12 protein-coding genes are annotated in these 21,331 nt (G+C 64.6%); 7 read left to right on the forward strand and 5 right to left on the reverse strand.

Features of this window, described 5'->3' with window-relative positions; all coding sequences use genetic code 11:
• Positions 1-24: 24 nt before the first annotated feature.
• Positions 25-3,114: an Rne/Rng family ribonuclease gene (locus tag ABIB66_RS14305; RefSeq protein WP_354254957.1), complete on the reverse strand. Its 3,090-nt coding sequence runs from the start codon at positions 3,112-3,114 to the stop codon at positions 25-27.
• 704 nt (positions 3,115-3,818) lie between these two features.
• On the opposite strand from ABIB66_RS14305, the gene ABIB66_RS14310 reads away from it, so the two are divergent.
• The 6 genes from ABIB66_RS14310 to ABIB66_RS14335 all read left to right on the forward strand — a co-directional run bounded on the left by ABIB66_RS14310 (position 3,819) and on the right by ABIB66_RS14335 (position 12,395).
• Complete coding sequence (locus ABIB66_RS14310) at positions 3,819-5,111, forward strand: N-acetylmuramoyl-L-alanine amidase (protein WP_354203718.1); 1,293 nt, start codon at positions 3,819-3,821, stop codon at positions 5,109-5,111.
• A gap of 273 nt (positions 5,112-5,384) precedes the next feature.
• The gene (locus tag ABIB66_RS14315) at positions 5,385-7,886 is read left to right on the forward strand and encodes a penicillin-binding protein 1A (RefSeq protein ID WP_354054830.1); all 2,502 of its coding nucleotides are present in this window, start codon (positions 5,385-5,387) and stop codon (positions 7,884-7,886) included.
• Between the two features lie 111 nt (positions 7,887-7,997).
• Positions 7,998-9,129, forward strand: a protein-coding gene (gene prfB, locus ABIB66_RS14320; RefSeq protein WP_007609760.1) for a peptide chain release factor 2 whose coding sequence is annotated in 2 segments (ribosomal slippage) — positions 7,998-8,066 and positions 8,068-9,129 — 1,131 coding nt in all. Because the reading frame shifts where the segments join, the coding sequence is not laid out codon by codon here.
• The gene (locus ABIB66_RS14325; RefSeq protein WP_354254958.1) at positions 9,129-10,010 is read left to right on the forward strand and encodes an NAD(P)-dependent oxidoreductase; all 882 of its coding nucleotides are present in this window, start codon (positions 9,129-9,131) and stop codon (positions 10,008-10,010) included. The genes prfB and ABIB66_RS14325 overlap by 1 nt, the downstream gene beginning before the upstream one ends.
• Positions 10,011-10,139: 129 nt before the next feature.
• Positions 10,140-11,051, forward strand: a complete 912-nt coding sequence (locus ABIB66_RS14330; RefSeq protein ID WP_354203714.1) for a DMT family transporter — start codon at positions 10,140-10,142, stop codon at positions 11,049-11,051.
• Between the two features lie 108 nt (positions 11,052-11,159).
• Positions 11,160-12,395: an ABC transporter substrate-binding protein gene (locus ABIB66_RS14335; protein WP_354203712.1), complete on the forward strand. Its 1,236-nt coding sequence runs from the start codon at positions 11,160-11,162 to the stop codon at positions 12,393-12,395.
• Positions 12,396-12,413: 18 nt separating this feature from the next.
• Here ABIB66_RS14335 and ABIB66_RS14340 read toward each other — a convergent pair whose 3' ends face one another.
• Together ABIB66_RS14340 and ABIB66_RS14345 are read right to left on the reverse strand one after the other, a co-directional pair.
• Positions 12,414-13,772 carry a M23 family metallopeptidase gene (locus ABIB66_RS14340; RefSeq protein ID WP_275171919.1) on the reverse strand — a complete coding sequence of 453 codons (1,359 nt, stop codon included), beginning with the start codon at positions 13,770-13,772 and terminating at the stop codon, positions 12,414-12,416.
• Between the two features lie 110 nt (positions 13,773-13,882).
• Complete coding sequence (locus tag ABIB66_RS14345) at positions 13,883-14,575, reverse strand: peroxiredoxin (RefSeq protein WP_354204541.1); 693 nt, start codon at positions 14,573-14,575, stop codon at positions 13,883-13,885.
• A 204-nt stretch (positions 14,576-14,779) separates the two neighbouring features.
• Here ABIB66_RS14345 and ABIB66_RS14350 point away from each other — a divergent pair, with 204 nt between their 5' ends.
• Complete coding sequence (locus tag ABIB66_RS14350; protein WP_354254978.1) at positions 14,780-18,577, forward strand: YhdP family protein; 3,798 nt, start codon at positions 14,780-14,782, stop codon at positions 18,575-18,577.
• Positions 18,578-18,671: 94 nt separating this feature from the next.
• Here the strand turns inward: ABIB66_RS14350 and ABIB66_RS14355 are convergent, their stop codons facing one another.
• Both ABIB66_RS14355 and ABIB66_RS14360 read right to left on the reverse strand, forming a co-directional pair.
• A complete protein-coding gene (locus ABIB66_RS14355) occupies positions 18,672-20,366 on the reverse strand; it encodes a methyl-accepting chemotaxis protein (RefSeq protein WP_354203709.1) in 1,695 nt (564 codons plus the stop codon).
• 395 nt (positions 20,367-20,761) lie between these two features.
• Positions 20,762-21,166 (reverse strand): DoxX family protein, encoded by a 405-nt coding sequence (locus ABIB66_RS14360; protein WP_275171921.1) that lies wholly within the window; start codon positions 21,164-21,166, stop codon positions 20,762-20,764.
• Between the last annotated feature and the right edge of the window lie 165 nt (positions 21,167-21,331).

The raw sequence follows: 21,331 nt of genomic DNA on the forward strand, positions 1-21,331 counted from the left end.
GGCGGTTTCAACTGTCTTGCTCGTCTATTCGCCGCCGCCGAAGCGGCGGGACCACCAGCCGGCGCGACGCGGTGCGGCCGACGTCTCGCTTGCCGCTGCGGGCGCGGGCTCCGGAGCCGGTGCGGGCGGCGCACCCGGCTCGGCCGCCTGAGCAACCGGTGCCGGTTCACTCTGGCTGCTCGACAGGAAGCTTACCTTTTCCCGAACCGTCGAACGGCGTCGTGCGGCCTTGTCGTCGGCGTGCTCTTCGTCCGCGGCAGCAGGAGCCGGCTCAGGCTGGGGCGTTGCCTCGATCCGTGCCTCGATCTTTGCCTCGGCGCGCGGCTCTGGCTGCGTGACCTGCGGCTGCGAGGTGTGCTCGGCCTGCGCGACCGAAGGCGCAGCCTCGCCGCCAAAACCGTCGAAATCGGCGACTGCGTCGGTCGCTTCCGACGGCGCATTGGCAGTGAGCTCGTCGCTGATGGAGCCGGCGAGACCTTCCTCGCCAGGACCGCGACGGCGGCGGCCGCCACGGCGACCACGCCGGCGACGGCGATCGGCGCTGCCCTGCTGCTCGCCACGGGCTGCCTGTTCCTCGCCTTCCTCGCCCTCCGGCTCGGCCTCGGTATCCTCTTCGCCTTCGCCGGCTGCCACGGCCGTCTCGGCAATAGCGGGAGCGCCATCCTCGCGCGTCTCCTCGTCGCGCGGGCCACCGCGACCGCGGCGGCGGCGGCGGCGCTTGCGGCGCTGGCCGTCCTGCTCGGTAGCGGCATCGCCTGCCGTCTGCTCCTCGGCGAGACCTTCGGTCTCCTCGGTCTCGACCTCGGATTCGGTCTCAGGATCGAACTCCTCGTCGTCATAGGCCTCTTCGATCAGGGGCGGCGGGCTTGCGGCCGCCTGCGCCACCAGCAGAGCCTTGGCGGCTTCCAGCGTATGCACCTGCTCGCCACGGTCGATGACATAGGCCTGCGGTCCGCTGACGCTCGGGTCGGCGATCACCGCCAACGTGACCTTGAAGCCGTTCTCGAGGTCGCGCAGATGGCCGCGCTTGTGGTTCAGCACATAGAGCGCGACGTCGGTGCGGGTGCGGACCACCAGATTGTGGGTCGCGCCCTTCATCAAGATCTCTTCGAGGCCGCGCAGCAACTGGAGCGCAACCGAGGATACCGAGCGCACATGGCCGGTGCCGCCGCAATGCGTGCAGGGATCGGTCGAGGATTCCAGCACGCTGGCGCGGATGCGCTGACGTGACATCTCGAGCAGGCCGAAATGCGAGATGCGTCCGACCTGGATCCGCGCGCGGTCCTGCCGGAGGCAGTCGGACAGCTTGCGTTCGACCGCGCGATTGTTGCGCTTTTCGTCCATGTCGATGAAGTCGATGACGATCAGGCCGGCGAGGTCGCGCAGCCGAAGCTGACGCGCGACCTCCTCAGAAGCCTCGAGATTGGTCTTGAGCGCGGTGTCCTCGATATGGTGCTCGCGGGTCGAACGTCCGGAGTTGACGTCGATCGAGACCAGCGCTTCGGTCTGGTTGATCACGATGTAGCCGCCGGAGCGCAACTGCACGGTCGGCGAGAACATCGCATCCAGCTGGCTTTCGACGCCCATGCGCGAGAATAGCGGCTGGCCGTCGCGATACTGCTTCACCGCGCTCACATTGGCGGGCATCAGCATCTTCATGAAGTCGCGCGCTTCGCGGTAGCCGGATTCACCGGCAACCGAGATCTCGTCGATCTCCTTGTTGTAGAGGTCGCGCAGCGAGCGCTTGATCAGCGAGCCTTCCTCGTAGACGAGGGTCGGGGCCTGCGACTTCAGCGTCATGTCGCGCACCGTCTCCCACATCCGGATCAGGTACTCGAAATCGCGCTTGATCTCGGGCTTGGTGCGGGCGGCACCGGCGGTGCGCAGAATGATCCCCATGCCCTCGGGCACGTCGAGATCCTGCACCACTTCCTTCAGGCGCGAACGGTCCTGCGCGCTGGTGATCTTGCGGCTGATGCCGCCGCCGCGTGCGGTGTTCGGCATCAAGACGGCATAGCGGCCGGCGAGCGAGAGGTAGGTCGTCAGCGCTGCGCCCTTGTTGCCGCGCTCTTCCTTGACGACCTGCACCAGCATCACCTGGCGGCGCTTGATGACTTCCTGGATCTTGTATTGGCGGCGGGGACGGAAGGTGCGCTCCGGCACCTCCTCCAGCACATCGTCGCCGCCGACGGATTCAACAACGTCCTCTTCGGCTTCCTCGTCGTCCTCGTCTTCGTCGTCATCCTCGGCCGTCGCTTCGGATTCGTGATGCGGAGGCTGCGCACTCTCGCCTGCGGCGTACACGGCGTCGGCAGGCTCAGCAGCCGCTGTCACGGCCTCGGCGAGATCGTCGGCGTGGACGTCGGAGGCAACCTCCTGCGGCTCGGCAACGGCCTCGGTGGCGACCGCGGGCTCGGCGCCGATTGCTGCGACAGGCGCCGGTGTCTCGTCGGCATGATCATGGTCGCGATGATCGTGTTCGCCACGATGGTCGTCGTGATGATCGTCGCCATGGGCATGATGATGGTCGTCGTGGTCATGTCCTTCGTGGCCATGCCCTTCGTGGTCATGTACTTCGTGGCCGTGATCGTGATGATCGTGGCCTTCGTGCTCGCCGTGATGCTCTGCGCCGGCATGCAGGTGCTCGCCCTCGTGCGAAGCGCCCTCGGGCAGGGCCTCGCCCTGGACCTGCTGGGCGGCGGGATCGGTGCCTTCGACGATGTCGCTGCGGACGCGCTCGCCATGACTACGGCGGCGGGAATTGCGGTGGCGCGAGCGGCGGCGGCCCTGGGAGCGGTTCTCGCTCTCTTCCTCGGCCTCGCGATGGGCCTGCTCTTCGGCTTCGATCAGCGCCTGCCGGTCGGCAACCGGGATCTGGTAATAGTCGGGATGGATTTCGCTGAAGGCGAGGAAGCCGTGGCGGTTGCCGCCATATTCGACGAAAGCGGCCTGGAGCGAGGGTTCGACCCTTGTGACTTTGGCGAGGTAGATATTCCCGCGCAGTTGCTTGCGTTGCGCGGTCTCGAAATCAAACTCTTCGACGCGATTGCCGCGGACCACGACCACCCGGGTCTCTTCCGGGTGGGTGGCATCGATCAACATCTTGTTGGGCATGTCTTAACTCTTGGCGGCGGCGGGCGCGATTCACCGTGGGCGCCATCAGCGCTGCCGGGTGACGCGACGGTCCACCTGATTCGGGGGTGAGGGGAAGGCCGAAACGCCGTCTCTCGCGCCTTGCCGAACCGGAAGCCGGAGGACCAAAGCGGCGCGCGGAATTGTCACTCCGCAGCGTCGCGAATGGTCCTTCAGAATTGGTCGGCACAGTCTGGCGCATCAAGCGTCGGCCCGTATGAAACATTGGGCGGCGGGGCCGCCCCTCAATCAGTTGCTGTTGGCCAGGCATGGCGCGAGCGCGCTCGCCTTGGGTAGTACGAACCGCTCCCTTGAGATTAAGGGACCGGGTAACGGGTTGCGCCGCTGTCAGAACCGTCCCGGAAACGTGGTGGTAACCGGAGACCGTCCGCCGCCGGGGCTTGCCCCGCTCCACCTCGCTGCCGCGCACCGCGCTGGACCTAGAGGGGAACGGAAAAACGCTGGAATTCCCAAACCTTGAGAGTTCCGGCGCTGCACCGGGAGGCTGAATGCGACACAACCGGAAATATCGGCCGTCAGCATTCCGTACATACGTGGATTGGACCATCCGTGCAAGGAGCGTCGCACGGCGGTCACAGTCAGCGAGTTTCGCGTGTCTGTCATTAAGGATCGTTTAACCCTGTGGTTCTATTGCGTTAAAGAGGCTGCTCGGAGGCACGGAATCGGTGGCGAGCCGCGCAAATCAAAGGATCTTGCTGGGATGCGTGCTGCTCTGCGCGGCGGCATTGCCATGTGCTGATTCCTCGCGCCTGAAGGCCGCGGAAAGTCAGCCTCAACTCCCTGTTGCATCAGCGAATTTCCCGACGGCCTCGGCCGCCCGGCTGGCCGGTGACGGCAGGCAAACTCGCTTTGTCCTCGACATCGACCAGACCCTTAGCTTCCGCGCCGTCGCCTTGGCCGACCCGTATCGGGTGGTGGTCGACGTCCCCCAGGTCAATTTTCAGCTTCCCGCTGGCACCGGGGCCGGCGGACGCGGGCTGGTCAAGGCCTTCCGCTATGGGCTGGTGATGCCCGGCGGCTCCCGAATCGTGTTCGACCTGACGGGCCCGGCCAAGATCGCCAATTCCTACGTGGTGGAGGCTGCCAACGGCCAGCCGGCGCGGCTGGTGCTCGAACTGGAGGAGGTCGAGCGCACCGCCTTCGTGCCGTCGCTGGCTCCGGAAAACCGTCCTGAGCTGCGGCCGGCAATTGCCGATCCGCCGCCCGCGACGGTTCCCGCATCTGCACACCCTGAAGCCGGGCAAAAGGCCGATGGCCGCGCGGTGGTCGTCATCGATCCCGGGCATGGCGGCATCGACAACGGCACGCAGTCGAGCGGCGAGAGCGAGAAGAATCTGGTCCTGGCCTTCGGTCTGGCGCTGCGCGAACGGCTGGAAAAAACCGGCAAATATCGCGTGGTGATGACACGAGACGACGACACCTTCATTCCGCTCAACGACCGGGTCAAAGTCGCCCGCAGCCTCAAGGCTGCGTTGTTCGTCTCGATCCATGCCGACGCGCTGCCGCGTGCCGAGGGCGATGCGCAGGGCGCGACCATCTACACCTTGTCCGACAAGGCTTCCGACGCCGAGGCGCAGCGGCTGGCGGATGCGGAAAACCGGGCGGACGCCATCGCGGGCTTCAACCTCGCGGAGGAGCCGACCGATGTCGCCGACATCCTGATCGATCTCACCCAGCGGGAAACCCGCACATTTTCAAGTCGTTTTGCCCGGCTGTTGATGGGCGAAATGAAGTCGACGGTGCGAATGCACAAGCATCCCCTGAAGTCGGCCGGCTTCCGGGTGCTGAAGGCGCCCGACGTGCCGTCGGTCCTGGTCGAGATCGGTTACGTCTCCAACAAGGGCGACCTCGAGCATCTGGTCTCCGAAGGATGGCGGTCGCGTGCCGTCGGCTCCATGGCGCAGGCGATCGACGGGTTTTTGGCCAAGCGGATGGCCACGGCCGGATCGTCGAACTGACGACCGGGGATCGTCGAATTGAGAGGGGAATTTCCGTCCCGCCGCAAAAGCCCTAGTTTGGCCACAGCGGGCGCTTTATAAAAACGCCGCAGGGGGTTCCGGAATCGGCGAGAATCCCGTTCGGCAAGCGCCTTGGGTCCGGCACTGATAGTATTGAGTAAGGCCGGTGAATTCGCGATGGTTTGGCGCCTGTTTCGGGTGCTGAGGGCTGATCTTAAGCTGGTCTTGGGCTGATCTTTGGGCTGATCCAGAGTTTGAACGGATAAACAGATAATGCGCTTGCTGGTGCGGTTCATGGGCTTCCTGTTCGCCGCGGGAACGGTGTTGTTCCTTGTCGGGGTGGGTGCCATCGCAGGCCTGATCTGGCATTTCTCCAAGGACTTGCCTGACTACTCTCAGCTTCAGGATTACGAGCCGCCGGTGATGACCCGCGTGCACGCGACCGACGGCTCGCTGCTCGGCGAATATGCCAAGGAGCGGCGGCTGTACCTGCCGATCCAGGCGGTGCCGAAACTCGTGATCAATGCCTTCCTGGCGGCCGAGGACAAGAATTTCTACGAGCATGGCGGCATCGACTACACCGGCATGGCGCGCGCCGGCGTGGTCTACATCCAGAACTACGGCTCCAACCGCCGTCCGCAGGGCGCTTCCACGATCACCCAGCAGGTCGCCAAGAACTTCCTTCTGACCAACGAGGTCTCCTTCGCCCGCAAGATCAAGGAAGCCTTGCTCGCGATGCGGATCGAGAAGACCTACTCGAAGGACAAGATCCTCGAGCTGTATCTGAATGAAATCTATCTGGGCCTCGGCGCCTACGGCATCGCGGCCGCGTCGCTGGTTTATTTCGACAAGTCGGTGAACGAGCTGACGGTGGCGGAAGCGTCCTATCTCGCGGCGCTGCCGAAGATGCCCGCGACGCTGCATCCCGTCCGCAACCGCGACCGCGCCATCGAGCGCCGCAACTACGTGATCGATCGTCTGGTTGAGAACGGCTGGGTCAAGCAGGCCGACGCCGACAAGGCGCGCAAGGAGCCGCTGGCCGTTACCAGCCGTTCCAACGGCGCCCACACCTTCGCCGGCGAATATTTCGCCGAGGAAGTGCGCCGCGACATCTTCGAGCGCTATGGCGAGAAGAAGCTGTACGAGGGCGGCCTCTCGGTCCGCACCACGCTCGATCCCAAGATTCAGGTCATGGCGCGCAAGACCATGGTCGCCGGTCTCGTGAACTATGACGAGCAGCAGGGCTATCGCGGTGCCATCAGCAAGCTCGACATTTCGGGCGACTGGGGCGTGAAGCTCGCCGAGATCAAGTCTCTGTCCGATATCTCGCCGTGGCGCATGGCCGTGGTGCTGGAGACCAGCGACCAGTCGGCGCGCATCGGCTTCCAGCCGAGCCGCGAGCTCGGCGGCGCCGTGAGCAAGCAGCGCGAGACCGGCCTCATCACGCTCGACGGCATCAAATGGGCAAGAGCAGCCTCGGGAGCTGCGAAGGGCAGGGCGGCGAGCGCGGTGTCGCAGGTGCTCCAGCCCGGCGACGTGATCTACGCCGATCCGCTGTACAAGGACGCCCAACCTGTCGAAGGTCAGTACCGGCTGCGCCAGATCCCCGAAGTGTCCGGCGCGATGGTGGTGATGGACCCCTGGACCGGCCGCGTGCTGGCGATGGTCGGCGGCTTCTCGTTCGACCAGAGCCAGTTCAACCGCGCCACGCAGGCCTATCGGCAGCCCGGTTCGTCGTTCAAGCCGATCGTCTATTCGGCCGCGCTCGACAACGGCTATACGCCCTCGACGGTCGTGCTCGACGCGCCCATCGAGATCGACCAGGGCCAGGGCGCGGGCGTGTGGCGGCCTGAAAACTTCTCCTCGGGCAAATTCCAGGGGCCGGTGACGCTGCGCAACGCGCTGCGGCAGTCGCTCAACACGGTGACGGTGCGCCTCGCCCAGGACATCGGCATGCCCTTGATCGGCGAGTATGCCCGCCGCTTCGGCGTCTATGACGAACTGCCGAACTATCTGTCCTACGCGCTCGGCGCCGGCGAGACCACGGCGATGCGCATGGTCACGGCCTATTCGATGCTCGCCAATGGCGGCCGCCGGGTGAAGCCGACCTTGATCGACCGCATCCAGGATCGCTACGGCCACACCATCTTCAAGCACGACCAGCGCGAATGCCGCGGCTGCGACGCACCGGGCGGCTGGAAGAACCAGAACGAGCCACAGCTGATCGATCGCCGCGAGCAGGTGCTGGATTCCATGACCGCCTATCAGATCACGGAGCTGATGGAGGGCGTGGTCCAGGCCGGTACCGCGACCGTTGTCAAGCAGGTCGGCAAGCCGATCGCCGGCAAGACCGGCACCACCAACGAGGCCAAGGACGCCTGGTTCGTCGGCTTCTCGCCCGACGTCGCCGTCGCCATCTATATGGGCTACGACAAGCCGCGTCCGCTCGGCAAGGGTAACGCCGCGACCGGCGGCCATCTCGCAGCTCCCATCGCGCGCGACTTCCTCCAGCTCGCGCTCGCCGACAAGCCGGCAGTCCCCTTCAAGGTGCCGGCAGGCATCAAGCTGGTGCGGGTCGTCGCCAAGTCCGGCATGCGCGCCGGTCCGGGCGAGACCGGCGGAACCATCCTCGAAGCCTTCAAGCCGGGCACGGCGCCGCCGGATAATTATTCGGTCATCGGCGTTGCCGATGCCGACGGCCGCATGCCGGCGTCGCAGCAGCAGCAGCCGGATTCCGGTTTCTTCATGCGGCCGGGCACGGGCGGGCTGTACTAAGGCTTAGGACAAGACAGACGTTCGTCGCCGCGGTGGTTGCGCTTTGCAGCCGCCGCCGCTACATCCCGTTGTCATTAGACGCGGAACAATCCCGCGAGACCAGAGAATCCCATGCGCGCCGAAATCGAACGGTTGGTAGAAGAGATCAAGCAGTCTGTCGGGCTGCTGAGGAGGCATCTTTGACGTCGAGAAATCGACGGCGCGCCTCGCTGAGCTGAACAAGCTCGCAGAAGATCCCAACCTCTGGAACGATCCCCAGAAAGCCCAGAAATTGATGCAGGAGCGCACCTCGCTCGAGGATGCGCTCTCCGGCATCGGCAAGGTCGAGCAGGAGCTCGAAGACGACATCGGCATGATCGAGCTCGGCGAAGCCGAGGGCGATGAGGGCGTCGTCAAGGAAGCCGAAGCCGCGCTGAAGACCCTCAAGAAGGAAGTTGCCCGGCGCGAGCTCGAGGCGCTGCTCTCGGGCGAGGCCGATAGTTTCGATTCTTATCTCGAAGTGCATGCCGGCGCCGGTGGCACCGAGAGCCAGGACTGGGCGCAGATGCTGCTCCGCATGTACTCGCGCTGGGCCGAAACCCACGGCTTCAAGGTCGAGATGCTGGAAGAGTCCGAGGGCGAAGAGGCCGGCATCAAGTCCGCGACCATCCAGGTCTCCGGTCACAATGCCTATGGCTGGCTCAAGACCGAGGCGGGCGTGCACCGCCTGGTGCGGATCTCGCCGTTCGATTCCAACGCGCGGCGGCACACCTCGTTCTCGTCCGTCGCTGTGTTTCCGGTGATCGACGACACCATCAAGATCGACATCAAGGAATCCGACGTTCGCGTCGACACCATGCGCTCCGGCGGTGCCGGCGGCCAGCACGTCAATAAGACCGAGTCCGCGGTACGACTGACGCATATCCCGACCGGCGTCGCCGTGGTCTGCCAGGCCGGTCGCTCGCAGCACAAGAACAAGGCGCAGGCCTGGGACATGCTGCGCGCGCGGCTTTACCAGATCGAGCTGAAGCGGCGGGAAGAGAAAGCCGCCGCCGACCAGGCCGCCAAGACCGACATCGGCTGGGGCCACCAGATCCGCTCCTACGTGCTCCAGCCCTACCAGATGGTGAAGGACCTGCGCACGGGTGTGCAGACCTCCGACACATCAGGCGTGCTCGGCGGCGATCTCGACGACTTCATGGCCGCGACCCTGGCGCAGCGCGCCTTCGGCACTCCCGGCGCCGACATCGAGGACGTCGACTGATGCCCCGGATCGCCTTCATCGGGCTTGGACGGATGGGCCACGGCATGGCCGGCCGCTATCTCGATGCCGGTTTTACGGTGACGCTGTGGAATCGCAGCAAGGCCAAGGCGGAAGACCTGATCGCGCGCGGCGCGCTGTGGGCGACCTCGCCTGAGGACGCGGCGATCGACGCCGATGCCGTCGTGACCATGGTCGCCGATGACGAGGCCTCGCGTGCGGTCTGGCTCGGGCCCGAGGGCGCGGCCAAGACGGCCAAGGCTGGCACCATCGCGATCGAATGCTCCACCGTCTCCTATGACCATGCGCGCGAGATGGGCCGCGAAATGAACGCGCGCGGGCTGATCTATATCGATTGCCCCGTGACGGGATTGCCGAATGCGGCAGCGAGCGGAAAGCTGACGCTGCTCGTCGGTGCCGATGCGGCCGATCTCGAACGCGCGCGGCCCTATCTGACACCGATCGGCTCGACCATCCGCCATTTCGGCGCGGTCGGCGCTGGCACGGTCTACAAGCTGATCAACAATCTGATGGGCGCGATCCAGATCGCCGGTCTCGCTGAGGGCCTTGCGATCGCCGAGCAGGCCGGGCTCGACATGAACCTCGTGCTGGACTCGATCCAGGCTGGCGTCGCCGCAAGCCCGCAGGTGCAGCGTCACTCCAAGCGCATGGTCGCCCGCGATTTTTCCGGCGCGACGTTCACGGCGGCGCTGCGGCATAAGGATGCCGCCTACGCGGTGAAGCTCGCCGAGAGCCTGCTGGCCGACAAGCCGCTGGTCGCGCGCGCCGCGGTCGAGGCCTACGCGCAGGCCAAGGCCGCGATGCCTGACGACGATGAAGGCAAGATGATCGAGCTGGTGTCGCGGCCGAAGAAGCCGTCGTAGCGGATCATATCCGCATACGCAGCCTCGTTCGAGCATCGGTTGTGTAAACCGACGCGTCATCGGAAATCGGGTGGCGCTTTTCGCCGCGTTGTCCTAGGGCGGCTGTCTCGCCTACCGACACGAGACGCCATGCCCCCGAATGACAACCGGATCGACGCGCGAGACTGGTCGCTGCTCGCTGTGCTCTCGGTGCTCTGGGGCGGCTCGTTCTTTTTCAACGGCGCGGCGCTGCGGGAATTGCCGCCGCTGACGTTGGTGCTTTTGCGTGTCGCGCTTGGCGCGGCCATTCTGCTGCCGCTGCTCCGTATCCAGGCCATCCGATTTCCAAAGGGCGTGAGGGGCTGGAAACCGTTCTTTGCGATTGGACTCCTTAACAACGTGATCCCGTTCTCGCTGATCGTGATCGGTCAGACTTTCATTCCAAGCGGGTTGGCGTCGATCCTGAATGCCACCACGCCGCTGTTCACGGTGATCGTGATGGCGGCGGCAGGCGAAGAGGCCTTGCAGCTGCGCCGCGTCGGCGGCGTGGCACTGGGTCTCGCCGGCGTGATCATCCTGCGTGGATGGGGTGTCGAGACACGAGCAGGGCAGGGGCTCGGCATCCTGCTCTGCCTCGGCGGCGCCTTCAGCTATGGCTTTGCGGCGTTGGCCGCGCGGCGGTTGTTGAAGGATGCCGCCCCGCTGGGGACGGCAGCATTTCAACTGATGGCTTCCACGGGGATGATGGCGATCGTTGTCGGCGCGATGGAGCAGCCGTGGCGTCTCCCGATGCCGGGCGTGACGACATGGCTCGCGGTGCTTGGCCTTGCCGGCCTGTCGACGGCGCTCGCCTATATCGTCTTCTTCCAGATACTGCGGCGGTCGGGCGCGACCAATGTGATGCTGGTGACGCTGCTCATTCCCGTCACCGCCATCCTTCTGGGATGGCTGGTGCTGGGCGAGCCGATCTCGATGCGTGAGATCGCGGGCGCGATCGTGATCGGCAGTGCATTGCTGGTGATCGATGGGCGCGTTCTGAACCTGCTGCGGCGCGGCACATAGTTCTGGAGCGGCCGTTTCACCTCACGGAAAATCGTGGCGCTTGCCAGCCGCAGGCGGCCTTGCGACACTCTCGGCAAAACAAGACTACAAAACACAGGGGAGAGAACGATGCCGGGTCGTCGCGAAAGCCTTGCTGCCCTCGCCATTCTTGCTGCCGGCGTGCTCGTCACGACACCGGCCCTGGCGCAGAAAAAATACGATCCCGGCGCCACCGACACCGAAATCAAGCTCGGCAACATCATGCCCTATAGCGGGCCGGCATCGTCCTATGGCGTGATCGGCAAGACTGAGGCCGCGTTCTTCAAGATGATCAACGATCAGGGCGGCATCAACGGGCGCAAGATCAATTTCATCAGCTATGACGACGCTTATTCGCCGCCGAAGGCGATCGAGCAGGCGCGCAAGCTGGTCGAGAGCGACGAGGTGTTGCTGATCTTCCAGCCGCTCGGCACGCCTTCGAACTCAGCGATCATGAAATACATGAATTCCAAGAAGGTGCCGCAGCTCTTCGTCGCCTCCGGCGGCACCAAGTTCGGCGATCCCAAGAATTTCCCGTGGACCATGGGATTTCAGCCGAACTACCAGAGCGAGGGGCGGATCTACGCAAAATATATCCGTGACAAGTTTCCGAACAGCAAGATCGCGGTGTTCTGGCAGAACGACGACGCCGGCAAGGACCAGTTCAAGGGCCTGAAGGACGGCCTCGGCGACAAGGCCAATATGATCATCGCCGATAAATCCTATGAGGTCAGCGATCCCTCGATCGACTCGCAGATCGTCGCGCTTCACGATTCCGGCGCCGACATCTTCTTCTCATGGGCCGCGCCCAAGGGATCGGCGCAGGCGATCCGGAAGGTCGGCGAGCTCGGCTGGAAGCCAAAATTCTTTCTGGCCAACACTGCGACCTCGGTCGCCTCGGTGCTCAAGCCAGCCGGGCTCGACTATTCCAAGGACATCATCTCGACCGTCTATCTGAAGGACCCGACCGATCCGAACTGGGACAAGGATCCTGCGGTGATCAAATGGCGCGAGTTCATGGACAAATATTACCCTGACGGCGACAAGGCCAATTCCAACAATATCTACGGCTACGTTCAGGCAGAGGCGATGGCGCAGGTGCTGAAGCAGTGCGGCGACAACCTCACACGTGACAACGTGATGAAGCAGGCCACGAACCTAAAGGATTTCCACACCGACCTGATGCTGCCGGGCATCATGGTCAATACGTCGCCCGACGATTATTTCCCGATCGAGCAGATGCAGCTGATGCGCTTCAACGGGCAGGCCTGGGAGCTGTTCGGCGACGTCATCACCGGTGAGGTCGGCCACGAGCGCGGCCAATAGAATGCGAGAAGCGCAGGCCTAGCCCGCGCTGAGGCGCACGCCGGCGCGCAGGAATTTCTGCGGATCGACCGCTTCGCCGTCGATGCGGGTTTCATAGTGCAAATGCGGGCCGGTGGATCGGCCGGTCGAGCCGACGAGACCAACCACCTGGCCGATCTTCACGATCTCGCCCACCCTGACGTTGATCTCGGAGAGATGGCCATAACGGGTCGCAAGACCATTGCCGTGATCGACCTCGATCATGCGGCCGTAGCCGCCTGACCAGCCGGCCGAGACGACCTTGCCGTTGGCGGTGACACGAACGGGATCGCCGCTCGCGGCGCGGAAGTCGAGCCCGGTGTGCATCGCGGGCCGGCCGAGGAATGGATCGCTGCGCACGCCGAAGCCGGAGGTGAACTCGACCTCGCCGATGACGGGCTTGCGATAGGGCACGAGTGCGAGGGTGCGATTGAGCCGGTCCATCTCGGCGCGGGTGCTGTTGATGCGATGGAGCTGCTTCTCGAACGGCCCCGAACTGGCGGTGAGCTTCACGGGTACGAAAGGCCCACCCATTGCCGTGCGCGGCACGGCGGCTTCGAGATTTGCGAGGTTCAGGCCGAGATCGCTGACGACGCCGCGCATACGGCGCATGCGTGAATCCATGCCTTCCTCGACGGCGTTGAGCGCCGCCATCTGGCGACGCTCGACCTGGTCCAGCGAGGTCGTGAGCCGAACCACGACGTTGTCGAACCCTTGATTCTTGGCGAATTGATTGACGGGCGGAGCTGCGAGCGTCGGCGCGCGCGACTCGAGCCGCGCTTCGCGATCCGGCGGCGCCACGAAGATCACGGTGTCGCTGATCGGCGAGGGCTTTGGCGTGCCCTGCGTCGCCTGGCTGGCATCGCCACGCTGTGGGTTGGAACGGGGAATCGATCCGGTCACGTCCGGCATGGACCCGAGCGCCGTGGCACGGGACTCCAGCGCCGTCTGGCGCTTCATGATCTGGTCGAGCTTCTGGTCGAACTGCTCCTGGTCGAGCAGCTGCCGGCTGGTGGTGCGGTCGACCTTGGCGCGCAGCTCGGCGATGCGGTCCTCATAGGCGTATTGCATCTCGGCCTGCCGGGCGATCAGCCGGGTGAGGACGTCGTCGCGGAAGGCGAAATAGGTCGCGGTCGCGGCCGACCAGAGCCCGAGCAACACCACGGTGCCGACCACGATCCAGAACACCACGGGCCCCAGGCGAACCTGCTTGCCGTGATGCACGATGGTGTAGGCGTCGTCGGTGTCCGGAAGGGGAAGCGCGGTTGCCACCGCGGCAGCACGGCGATGAAAGGCTCGTCCGTGGTCGTGGGGGTGATGTTGGGGGTACTGCGAGAGCTGGGCAGAACTTTTCGACATCGGCACTCCCGCGCCGGTCGGATGAGTCCGTACGGCCTAATTGCCGCGGCAATCTGGGCCAGTCATGGTTAATTTTCCGGAAACGGAACCGCTTGAATTTAAATGATTGGTTAAAGGGTTCTTGCCGCTTCCAAGACCTCGTCGGCGTGGCCATCGACGCGGACATTGCGCCAGATCCGGGCGATCCTGCCGTCGGCGCCAAGCAGCATCGTGGTACGAAGAACTCCCAGGAAGCTCTTGCCATACATGGACTTTTCGCCCCAGGCGCCGTAGGCCTCCAGCATCGCGTGCGTCTCGTCCGAGATGAGGGGGACGCCGAGACCGTGCTTGTCGCGGAATTTGTCCTGAGTCTTGACCGGATCGGCGGAAATACCGAGCACGGCGGTGCCAGCCTTGGCGAAGGCGCCGGTCAGCCGGGTGAAATCGATGGCTTCCCTGGTGCAGCCCGGCGTATCGGCGCGAGGATAGAAGAACAGGACCAGCTTCTGGCCGGTATAATCCGACAGCGCGACGACACCGCCACCGTCGCGGGGCAGGCGGAAGGCGGGAGCATCCTGACCCTCGGCCAAGCCGGCCTTCGTCGCCTTTTCGGACGCGGGTGCCGATTTGGAAAAATTTAACCGTTTCGATGCGGCCTTATGCGATGCTGTCTTTGCTATGGTCCCAGTTGATTTGCTCGCCGGCGTCCGCTGTGTTTTCGCGGACTTGGTTTGAGTCGCAGCCCGCGCTTTCACGGGCGTCTTTTTAGCCGTCGGACTGCCGGAGGGCGTTTTGGACGATTTCTTTTGGGATTTCTTGGACATACGCCTTCCTTTCGTCGCTTTCGGCGGGTCAACCAAAGCGGTATTGCAGCCCTTTTCCGCTATGCCGGAATCGTGCCCTCGGCAGGGCGAGTCTGACGACGCCGGAGTCTGGTTACAAGGAATTCCACGCACCACCCCACTGCTCGTTGAACGCGCTCCCGGGGCGACATGACGAACAGAAGGAATATTCGAGGTATGGCGGCAATGCCGGCGCGGGAAGCTTCGCTTCCCGTCGACGGCTGCGGCCCCGGCGGCGCTCAATCCCACGACGGGCGCCTGTATCGAGAGGCAATGGCAAGGAATACGTCGCCCCAGGATTACAATCGGGATTTGGATCGGCGCGGCAGCCAAACAGAGTCGCAGCAATGGGACGACGCCGATTGGGATCCGGATCAGGAAGCGGCGGCGGGCTATCGGGCGCGCCGGCTGTTGTCGCGTTCCAATTCGGGCTTCCATCGCTTCGCTGACGGGTTTGGGCCGCTGCGCCGCTGGCTGGGCGGCGGTCGCTGGCTGAAGCGCGTGGCCGTGGTCGTCGGTGCCCTGATCGTCATCTTCGTCGGCTGTTTCGGCGCGCTGTGGTGGCGGCTCGGCGCCGGTCCCATCAATCTCGACATTGCGACGCCGTGGCTCGCCGCCGCGATCGAGGACAATATCGGTCACGGCAACACCGTGGAGGTCGGCGGCACGCAGATCGAACGGGCCGGGCGGATCCGCATTGCCGTGCGCATCCGCGATATCGTCGTGCGCGACCACGATCACGTCATTGTCGCCACCGCACCGAAGGCCGAGGTGAAGCTGTCGGGTGCGGGCCTGCTGATGGGGCATCTGCGCGCAGAAAGCCTCAACCTCGTCGATGCCGAGCTCGCGATCCGGATCGCGCCTGACGGCACCGTCACGGTGTCGGCTGGCGACACCGCAAAGCCGCTCGCAACCGGCGTCGCCTCCAAGAAGGACGCGGGGCTGCCGCCGACTTTCCCGCGCAACGGTGTGCCACCGCCGCCGTTCGCCACCGAGCCTGCGACCCCCGACGCATCGCAAGTCGCGCCCCAGGCCGCGGCCCCGACTGGCATTCTTCAGGGCCTCGACTGGCTCGACAGTCTGAGCATGACCGGCCTCGACGGCCAGAACCTCAACGAGATCGGCCTGAAGAACGGCAATCTGATCGTCGACGATCAGCAGCGCGGCAGCAAATGGACGTTTGAGAACATCACGCTCAGCCTGCGCCGACCGAGCCGTGGCGGCGTCGCGCTCAGCCTCGGCGAGGAGGGCGCGCGTCCGTGGTCGTTGCGTGCCACGATCGGCCCCGCCGAGAACGGCGTGCGCTCGGTCGATATCCGCGCCGACAAGGTCTCGACCGCCAACATCCTGCTGGCGCTGCGGGTGAAGGACCTCACCTACACCGCCGACCTGCCGCTGACCGGCGAGCTCAAGGGCGAGCTCGGCCGCGACGGCGTGCCGACCTTCTTTCGCGGCAAGATCGCGGTCGGCGCGGGCAACATCATCGACACCGATACGCCCGACTATCCGATGGCGATCGACTCGGCTGAGATCAATGTCGAGTGGGACGCCAATCGGCGGGTGCTGGTCGCTCCCTTCAAGGTCCTCTCGGGCGCGAACCGTCTGACGCTTCTGGCTCATGTCGAGCCGCCCAACGGTACCGTCAATGACTGGCAGCTGGGTTTCAGCGGCGGTTCGATCCTGCTCGGCGGCATCGACAACGAGCCGCCGCTGGTCTTCAACCGTATTGCGATCGGCTTCCGTTTCGACACCGACCACAAGAGGCTGCTGTTGACGCAGGCTGATATCTCCAACGGGGAGATCGGCGTCGCCGGCACCGGTGCCATCGACTATTCGGGCGAGCCGCGGCTGACACTGGGTTTTGCGGGTACGCCGATGTCGGCCTCCGCGCTCAAGCGGATGTGGCCGACGCTTGTCGTTCCCGAGTTGCGCGAATGGGTGATCGAGCGGATCGAGCGTGGAACGCTCCAGCGCATCGAGATCGGCGTTAATTCACCGACGAAGAATCTTCCGCGCAAGGGCCCGCCCATTCCCGACGACGGCCTGTCGGTCAATATCGTAGCGAGCGGTGTCACGGTTCGCCCTGTGGATGGCTTGCCGGTGGTGCACGATGCCGATTTGAAGGCACGCGTGACCGGTCGCACCGCGACGGTGAATATCGGGCAGGGCATTGCCGATACGCCAGCAGGCCGCAAGGTCACGATTTCCGACTTTGTCTTCGAGGTGCCCGATATGGCGCCCAAGCCTTCGCCGTCGCGGACCAGGTTCCGTGTCGAAGGCCCGGTGCCTGCGGCCGCCGAAATGCTTTCCAACGATCGCCTGAGCGATCTGTCGTCGACCGTCATCGATCCCAATACGAGCAAGGGGACGTTCTCGGCGAACGTCCAGCTTGGGTTGCCGGTCAAGGGCGAGCTGACCAAAGCCGACACCACCTACAGCGTTACCGCCGATCTCAACGGTTTTGGTGCCGACAAGCTCGTTATGAACCAGAAGCTGGAGGCCAACAACCTCAAGATCGTCGCGAGCAACCAGGGCTACCAGGTCAAGGGCGACGTCAAGATCAACGGGCAGGCGGCCTCGCTCGACTACCGCAAACCGGCCGAGGGCGACGCGGACGTCAAATTGCAGACCACGCTCGACGATGCGAGCCGCGCGCGCCTCGGATTTGACTTGGGTCCCGCCGTCAGCGGATCGGTGCCGATCAAGCTGTCGGGCAAGATCGCCGGGGGGCCCGACCAGACGACGAAGCTCGGCATCGAGGCCGACCTGACCTCCGTCAAGCTCGACAACATCCTGCCCGGCTGGGTCAAGCTGCCGGGCAGAGCGGGCAAGGCCAGCTTCAAGGTGGTGCCGACGGCGCAATCGACGCGTCTGGAGGAGATCGTGATCGAAGGCGGCGGCGCCTCGATCAAGGGGTCGCTCGAGGTCGATGCCAACGGCGATCTCATGAACGCGAACTTCCCGACCTACGCGCCGTCCGACGGCGACAAGGCGTCGCTGAAGGTGGAGCGTAGCCAGGAGGGCGTGGTCAAGGGCACGATGCGCGGCGACGTATTCGACGGCCGCGGCTTCCTGAAATCGGCGATCTCAGGCAATTCCAAGGACGATGCCAAGAGCAAGACGAAGAACGTCGATTTCGACATGGACGTGAAGCTCGGCGCCGTCATGGGTTTCAACGGCGAGGCGATGCGCAGCGTCGAGGCCAAGATGTCGCGGCGCAACGGTGCGGTTAAAGCCTTCACGCTGAGCGGCAGGATCGGAAAAGACACGCCCGTGGCAGCCGACCTGCGCGGTGGCCGCGCCCAGGGCAACCGCGAGGTGATCTATCTCCAGACCAGCGATGCCGGCAACTTCCTGCGCTTCACAGACACCACCAACAAGGTCTACGGCGGCCAGATGGTGGTGGCCATGGAGCCGCCGACGTCAGAGCCTACGACACGGGAAGGCCTGATCAATGTGCGCGACTTCTCGGTCAAGGGAATGGATCAACTCGATCGCGTCGCGGCGGGCGCTCCCAACGGTGCGCAGAGCGGCGTGGCCTTCACGGCGTTGCGTGCGGAGTTCACGCGGCAGAACGGCGCGCTCACGATCCGCGACGGCGTGGTCAAGGGGCCGATGATCGGCGCCACCATCGAGGGGTCAATCGACTTTCCCGGCAATCAGGTCTGCATGAGCGGCACCTTCGTGCCGATGTATGGCGTCAACAACATCTTCGGCCAGATTCCGCTGTTCGGTATCTTCCTCGGTGGCGGCAACAATGAAGGATTGATCGGCGTGACCTACGAGGTCGTCGGCACGCCGGCCGCGCCCGTGATGCGCGTCAATCCGATTTCGGCGATGGCGCCCGGTCTATTCCGCAAGATCTTCGAATTCAACACCGGCAAACAGAACTCGCCGTTCGAGGAATTCCCGTCGCAATCGAACGATGGCTCGAGCGGATCGACGCGCCAGCTATCGAGCGGCTGCACCCTGGCGCGGCGATAGCGGCGAGGCCGCGAGCTCCTTCCATAAGCGCGCAGAACGTGGATGGCCGGGACAAGCCCGGCCATGACGACGTGCTGGGTTTGATGCCGGCCGTTTACGCCGCGCGCACGCCGGCCAGGAAGGTCCCGACTTCGCCGGAGAGCTGCTCGGCCTGCTTGGAGAGGTTCGAGGCCGCGGCGAGCACCATGCCCGCGGCATTGCCGGTCTCGTTCGCTGCCGTGCTGACGCCACCGATATTGGTGGTGACTTCCTGGGTCGCCTCCGCTGTCTGCGAGACACTGCGGGCGATCTCGGCGGTGGCGGCGCCTTGCTCCTCGATCGCAGCGCCGATCGAGGTGGCGATCCGGCTGACCTCCTCGATGGTGGCGGTGATGCCGCCGATGGCGTCCACCGCTTCCTTGGTCGCGCCCTGGATCTGGGCGATCTTTTCGCCGATCTCGCGGGTGGCTTCCGCGGTCTGGCTCGCCAGCGACTTCACCTCGGAGGCGACAACGGCGAAGCCGCGGCCGGCTTCGCCGGCGCGTGCGGCCTCGATGGTGGCGTTGAGCGCGAGCAGATTGGTCTGCGCCGCGATGCTGGAGATCAGCTCGGCGACATGCTCGATCTGCTGGGCGCCATCGGAGAGCGCGCGCACGATGGTGTCGGTGCGGCGTGCGCTGTCCACGGCGCGGCCGGTGACCACGGCGGACTGCGCGACTTGACGGCTGATCTCGGTGATGGAGGAGGAGAGCTCCTCGGCGGCGGCGGCGACCGTCTGGACGCGCTGGCTGGCTTCGGTGGCAGCCGAGCCGACGACGGCGGCGCGGCGGTTGGTGCCTTCCGCGGTCGACGACATCGACTTGGCGGTGACCTCCAGCTCCCCGGAGCCCGAGGCCATCAGGCCGACGAGCTGGCCGACAGAGGCATCGAACCGATCGGCGAGCGAGATCAGCGCGTCGCGCTTCTCCTGTTCGCTGCGGGTTTTGGTGGCGACTTGCTCGGCCTCCAGCTTGCGCGCCGTCAGCGCGGTCTGCCTGAGCACTTCGAGGGTCTCGGCCATGCGACCGATCTCGTCGCCGCGACCGGTCTCCTCGACCGCCGCGTCGATGGCGCCTTCGGAAATGGCCTGCATGCGGTTCTTCTGGCGGTCGAGCGCACCGAGCACGTCGCGGGCAATCAGCCAGGACAGTGTCGCCATCAGCAGCATCAGGCCGATGCCGATCGCACCCAATTCCAGCGTCAAGGCTCGCACGTCGGCGTCGATGTCGTCGACATAGAGGCCGTAGCTGATCGTCGCGTTCCAGGGCGCGAATTTGCGCGCGAACACGGTCTTGCGGACGGGCTCCGTCTGGCCGGGGCGGGGATAGAGATAGGAGGTTACGCCGCCCTGTGCGGTCTCAGCGCCGGCCTTTATAATAGCGTCGGCGATCAGGACGCCATTGGAGTCCTTCGCGCCGGTAATCTTGCCTTCGAGCTGCTGGTTGGCGCCGTTGACGATGAGAGACGTATCGGCGTTATAGACCACCGGATAGCCTTGCCCGCCATTGAAGCTCATGCGGCGGCCGCGCAGATGGAACTGGACCTTCGCCTCGGCCTGCGTCAGCTTGCCGGCGCCGACCTCCTCTTCAAGTGATTGGGCGAAGTTGTGGAGCATATCGACCGCGGTCCGCATCTGCTGGACGCGGTCCTCCAGCATGCGGCTCTTGCTGAGCACGGACGACACCCCGATGATGGCCGTGACCGTGAGCGCCGAAAGACAGACCATGCTGGCGAGCTTGGTGCGGATCTTGAGATGACTCAGCAGCTTCATCACGGCCTCGACGGAATGGTTATTGTTGCTCGCGTCGGTAGCATGAAATTCTTACCAATCATGAATGGACGCGTGCGACGGGCTGCCGCGCAGCGGCGTCCGCGAGCTGCATGCGCAGATATCCATGCGGAAATGCGTCGCGTGGGCGCATGGCGCGTCAAGTCGGAGAAAATTGTGTGGGTCTTTAGTCGCGATCGAATGCGGTGGGAGCGGACATGAACCGATTCGTTCATCGCCTCATCATGTCGATGCTGCTCGTCGCGGTCCTCGTCCTGGTCTGGAACGTGCTGGGCTCGCGCTGAGATGGCACCCGTAAATATACTGGTGCCATCCCTTTATTCACGAATCAATTGCTGACGCCTCAGCGCCGCGCGAGCGCGCCGCCGGTTGTGCCGCTAGTCCTTGCCCATCGCCGCATCGGCGCTGACCGAGCCGCCGCCGGCTGCCGAGAGATAGAGGCAGGCGAAGCAGAACAGGATCGCCGCGGTGCCACCATTGAGCAGCGGCAGGAACACCGGCGTCTCGCCCTTGAACATGTGGCCCATGAAATAGGCGAAGGCCATCTCACCCGAGAGGATGAACGCCGCGAGGCGGGTGAACAGGCCGATCATCAGCAGCGCGCCAAGCACGAGCTCAAGCGTACCGGCTGCGTAGATGATCGGCGGGATGTTTGCGAAGTAGGGAAGCACCGGAAACTTGAACAGCTTGGCGATGCCGTACTGGAGCAACAGGAGTCCAGTCATAAAGCGAAACAGGCTCAAGAGAACGGGTTGAAAGCGAACGAGATAGGGAAAGTTCATTGGTTTGTGCCCTCCATCCAATGCGCGACTTGGACCGTATTCGGTTCCGAGCCGCAAGCCACCCCAGCTCAATTTGAGCTGACATTTTTGTCATGTCGGACAAAACACCGCAGCCGAGACTTTCAGCCGCGTGCGATCCGCATTTTTTGCATCTATTCGCGCCGC

The organism is Bradyrhizobium sp. F1.13.3 (assembly GCF_040548265.1).
Lineage (GTDB): Bacteria > Pseudomonadota > Alphaproteobacteria > Rhizobiales > Xanthobacteraceae > Bradyrhizobium.

Coding starts and splice junctions, on each gene's coding strand:
- ABIB66_RS14360 (WP_275171921.1), bottom strand. CDS start 21,166: ATGAACTTTCCCTATCTCGTTCGCTTTCAACCCGTTCTCTTGAGCCTG.
- ABIB66_RS14345 (WP_354204541.1), bottom strand. CDS start 14,575: ATGTCCAAGAAATCCCAAAAGAAATCGTCCAAAACGCCCTCCGGCAGT.
- ABIB66_RS14340 (WP_275171919.1), bottom strand. CDS start 13,772: ATGTCGAAAAGTTCTGCCCAGCTCTCGCAGTACCCCCAACATCACCCC.
- ABIB66_RS14315 (WP_354054830.1), top strand. CDS start 5,385: ATGCGCTTGCTGGTGCGGTTCATGGGCTTCCTGTTCGCCGCGGGAACG.
- ABIB66_RS14355 (WP_354203709.1), bottom strand. CDS start 20,366: ATGAAGCTGCTGAGTCATCTCAAGATCCGCACCAAGCTCGCCAGCATG.
- ABIB66_RS14330 (WP_354203714.1), top strand. CDS start 10,140: ATGCCCCCGAATGACAACCGGATCGACGCGCGAGACTGGTCGCTGCTC.
- ABIB66_RS14305 (WP_354254957.1), bottom strand. CDS start 3,114: ATGCCCAACAAGATGTTGATCGATGCCACCCACCCGGAAGAGACCCGG.
- ABIB66_RS14350 (WP_354254978.1), top strand. CDS start 14,780: ATGCCGGCGCGGGAAGCTTCGCTTCCCGTCGACGGCTGCGGCCCCGGC.
- ABIB66_RS14335 (WP_354203712.1), top strand. CDS start 11,160: ATGCCGGGTCGTCGCGAAAGCCTTGCTGCCCTCGCCATTCTTGCTGCC.
- ABIB66_RS14325 (WP_354254958.1), top strand. CDS start 9,129: ATGCCCCGGATCGCCTTCATCGGGCTTGGACGGATGGGCCACGGCATG.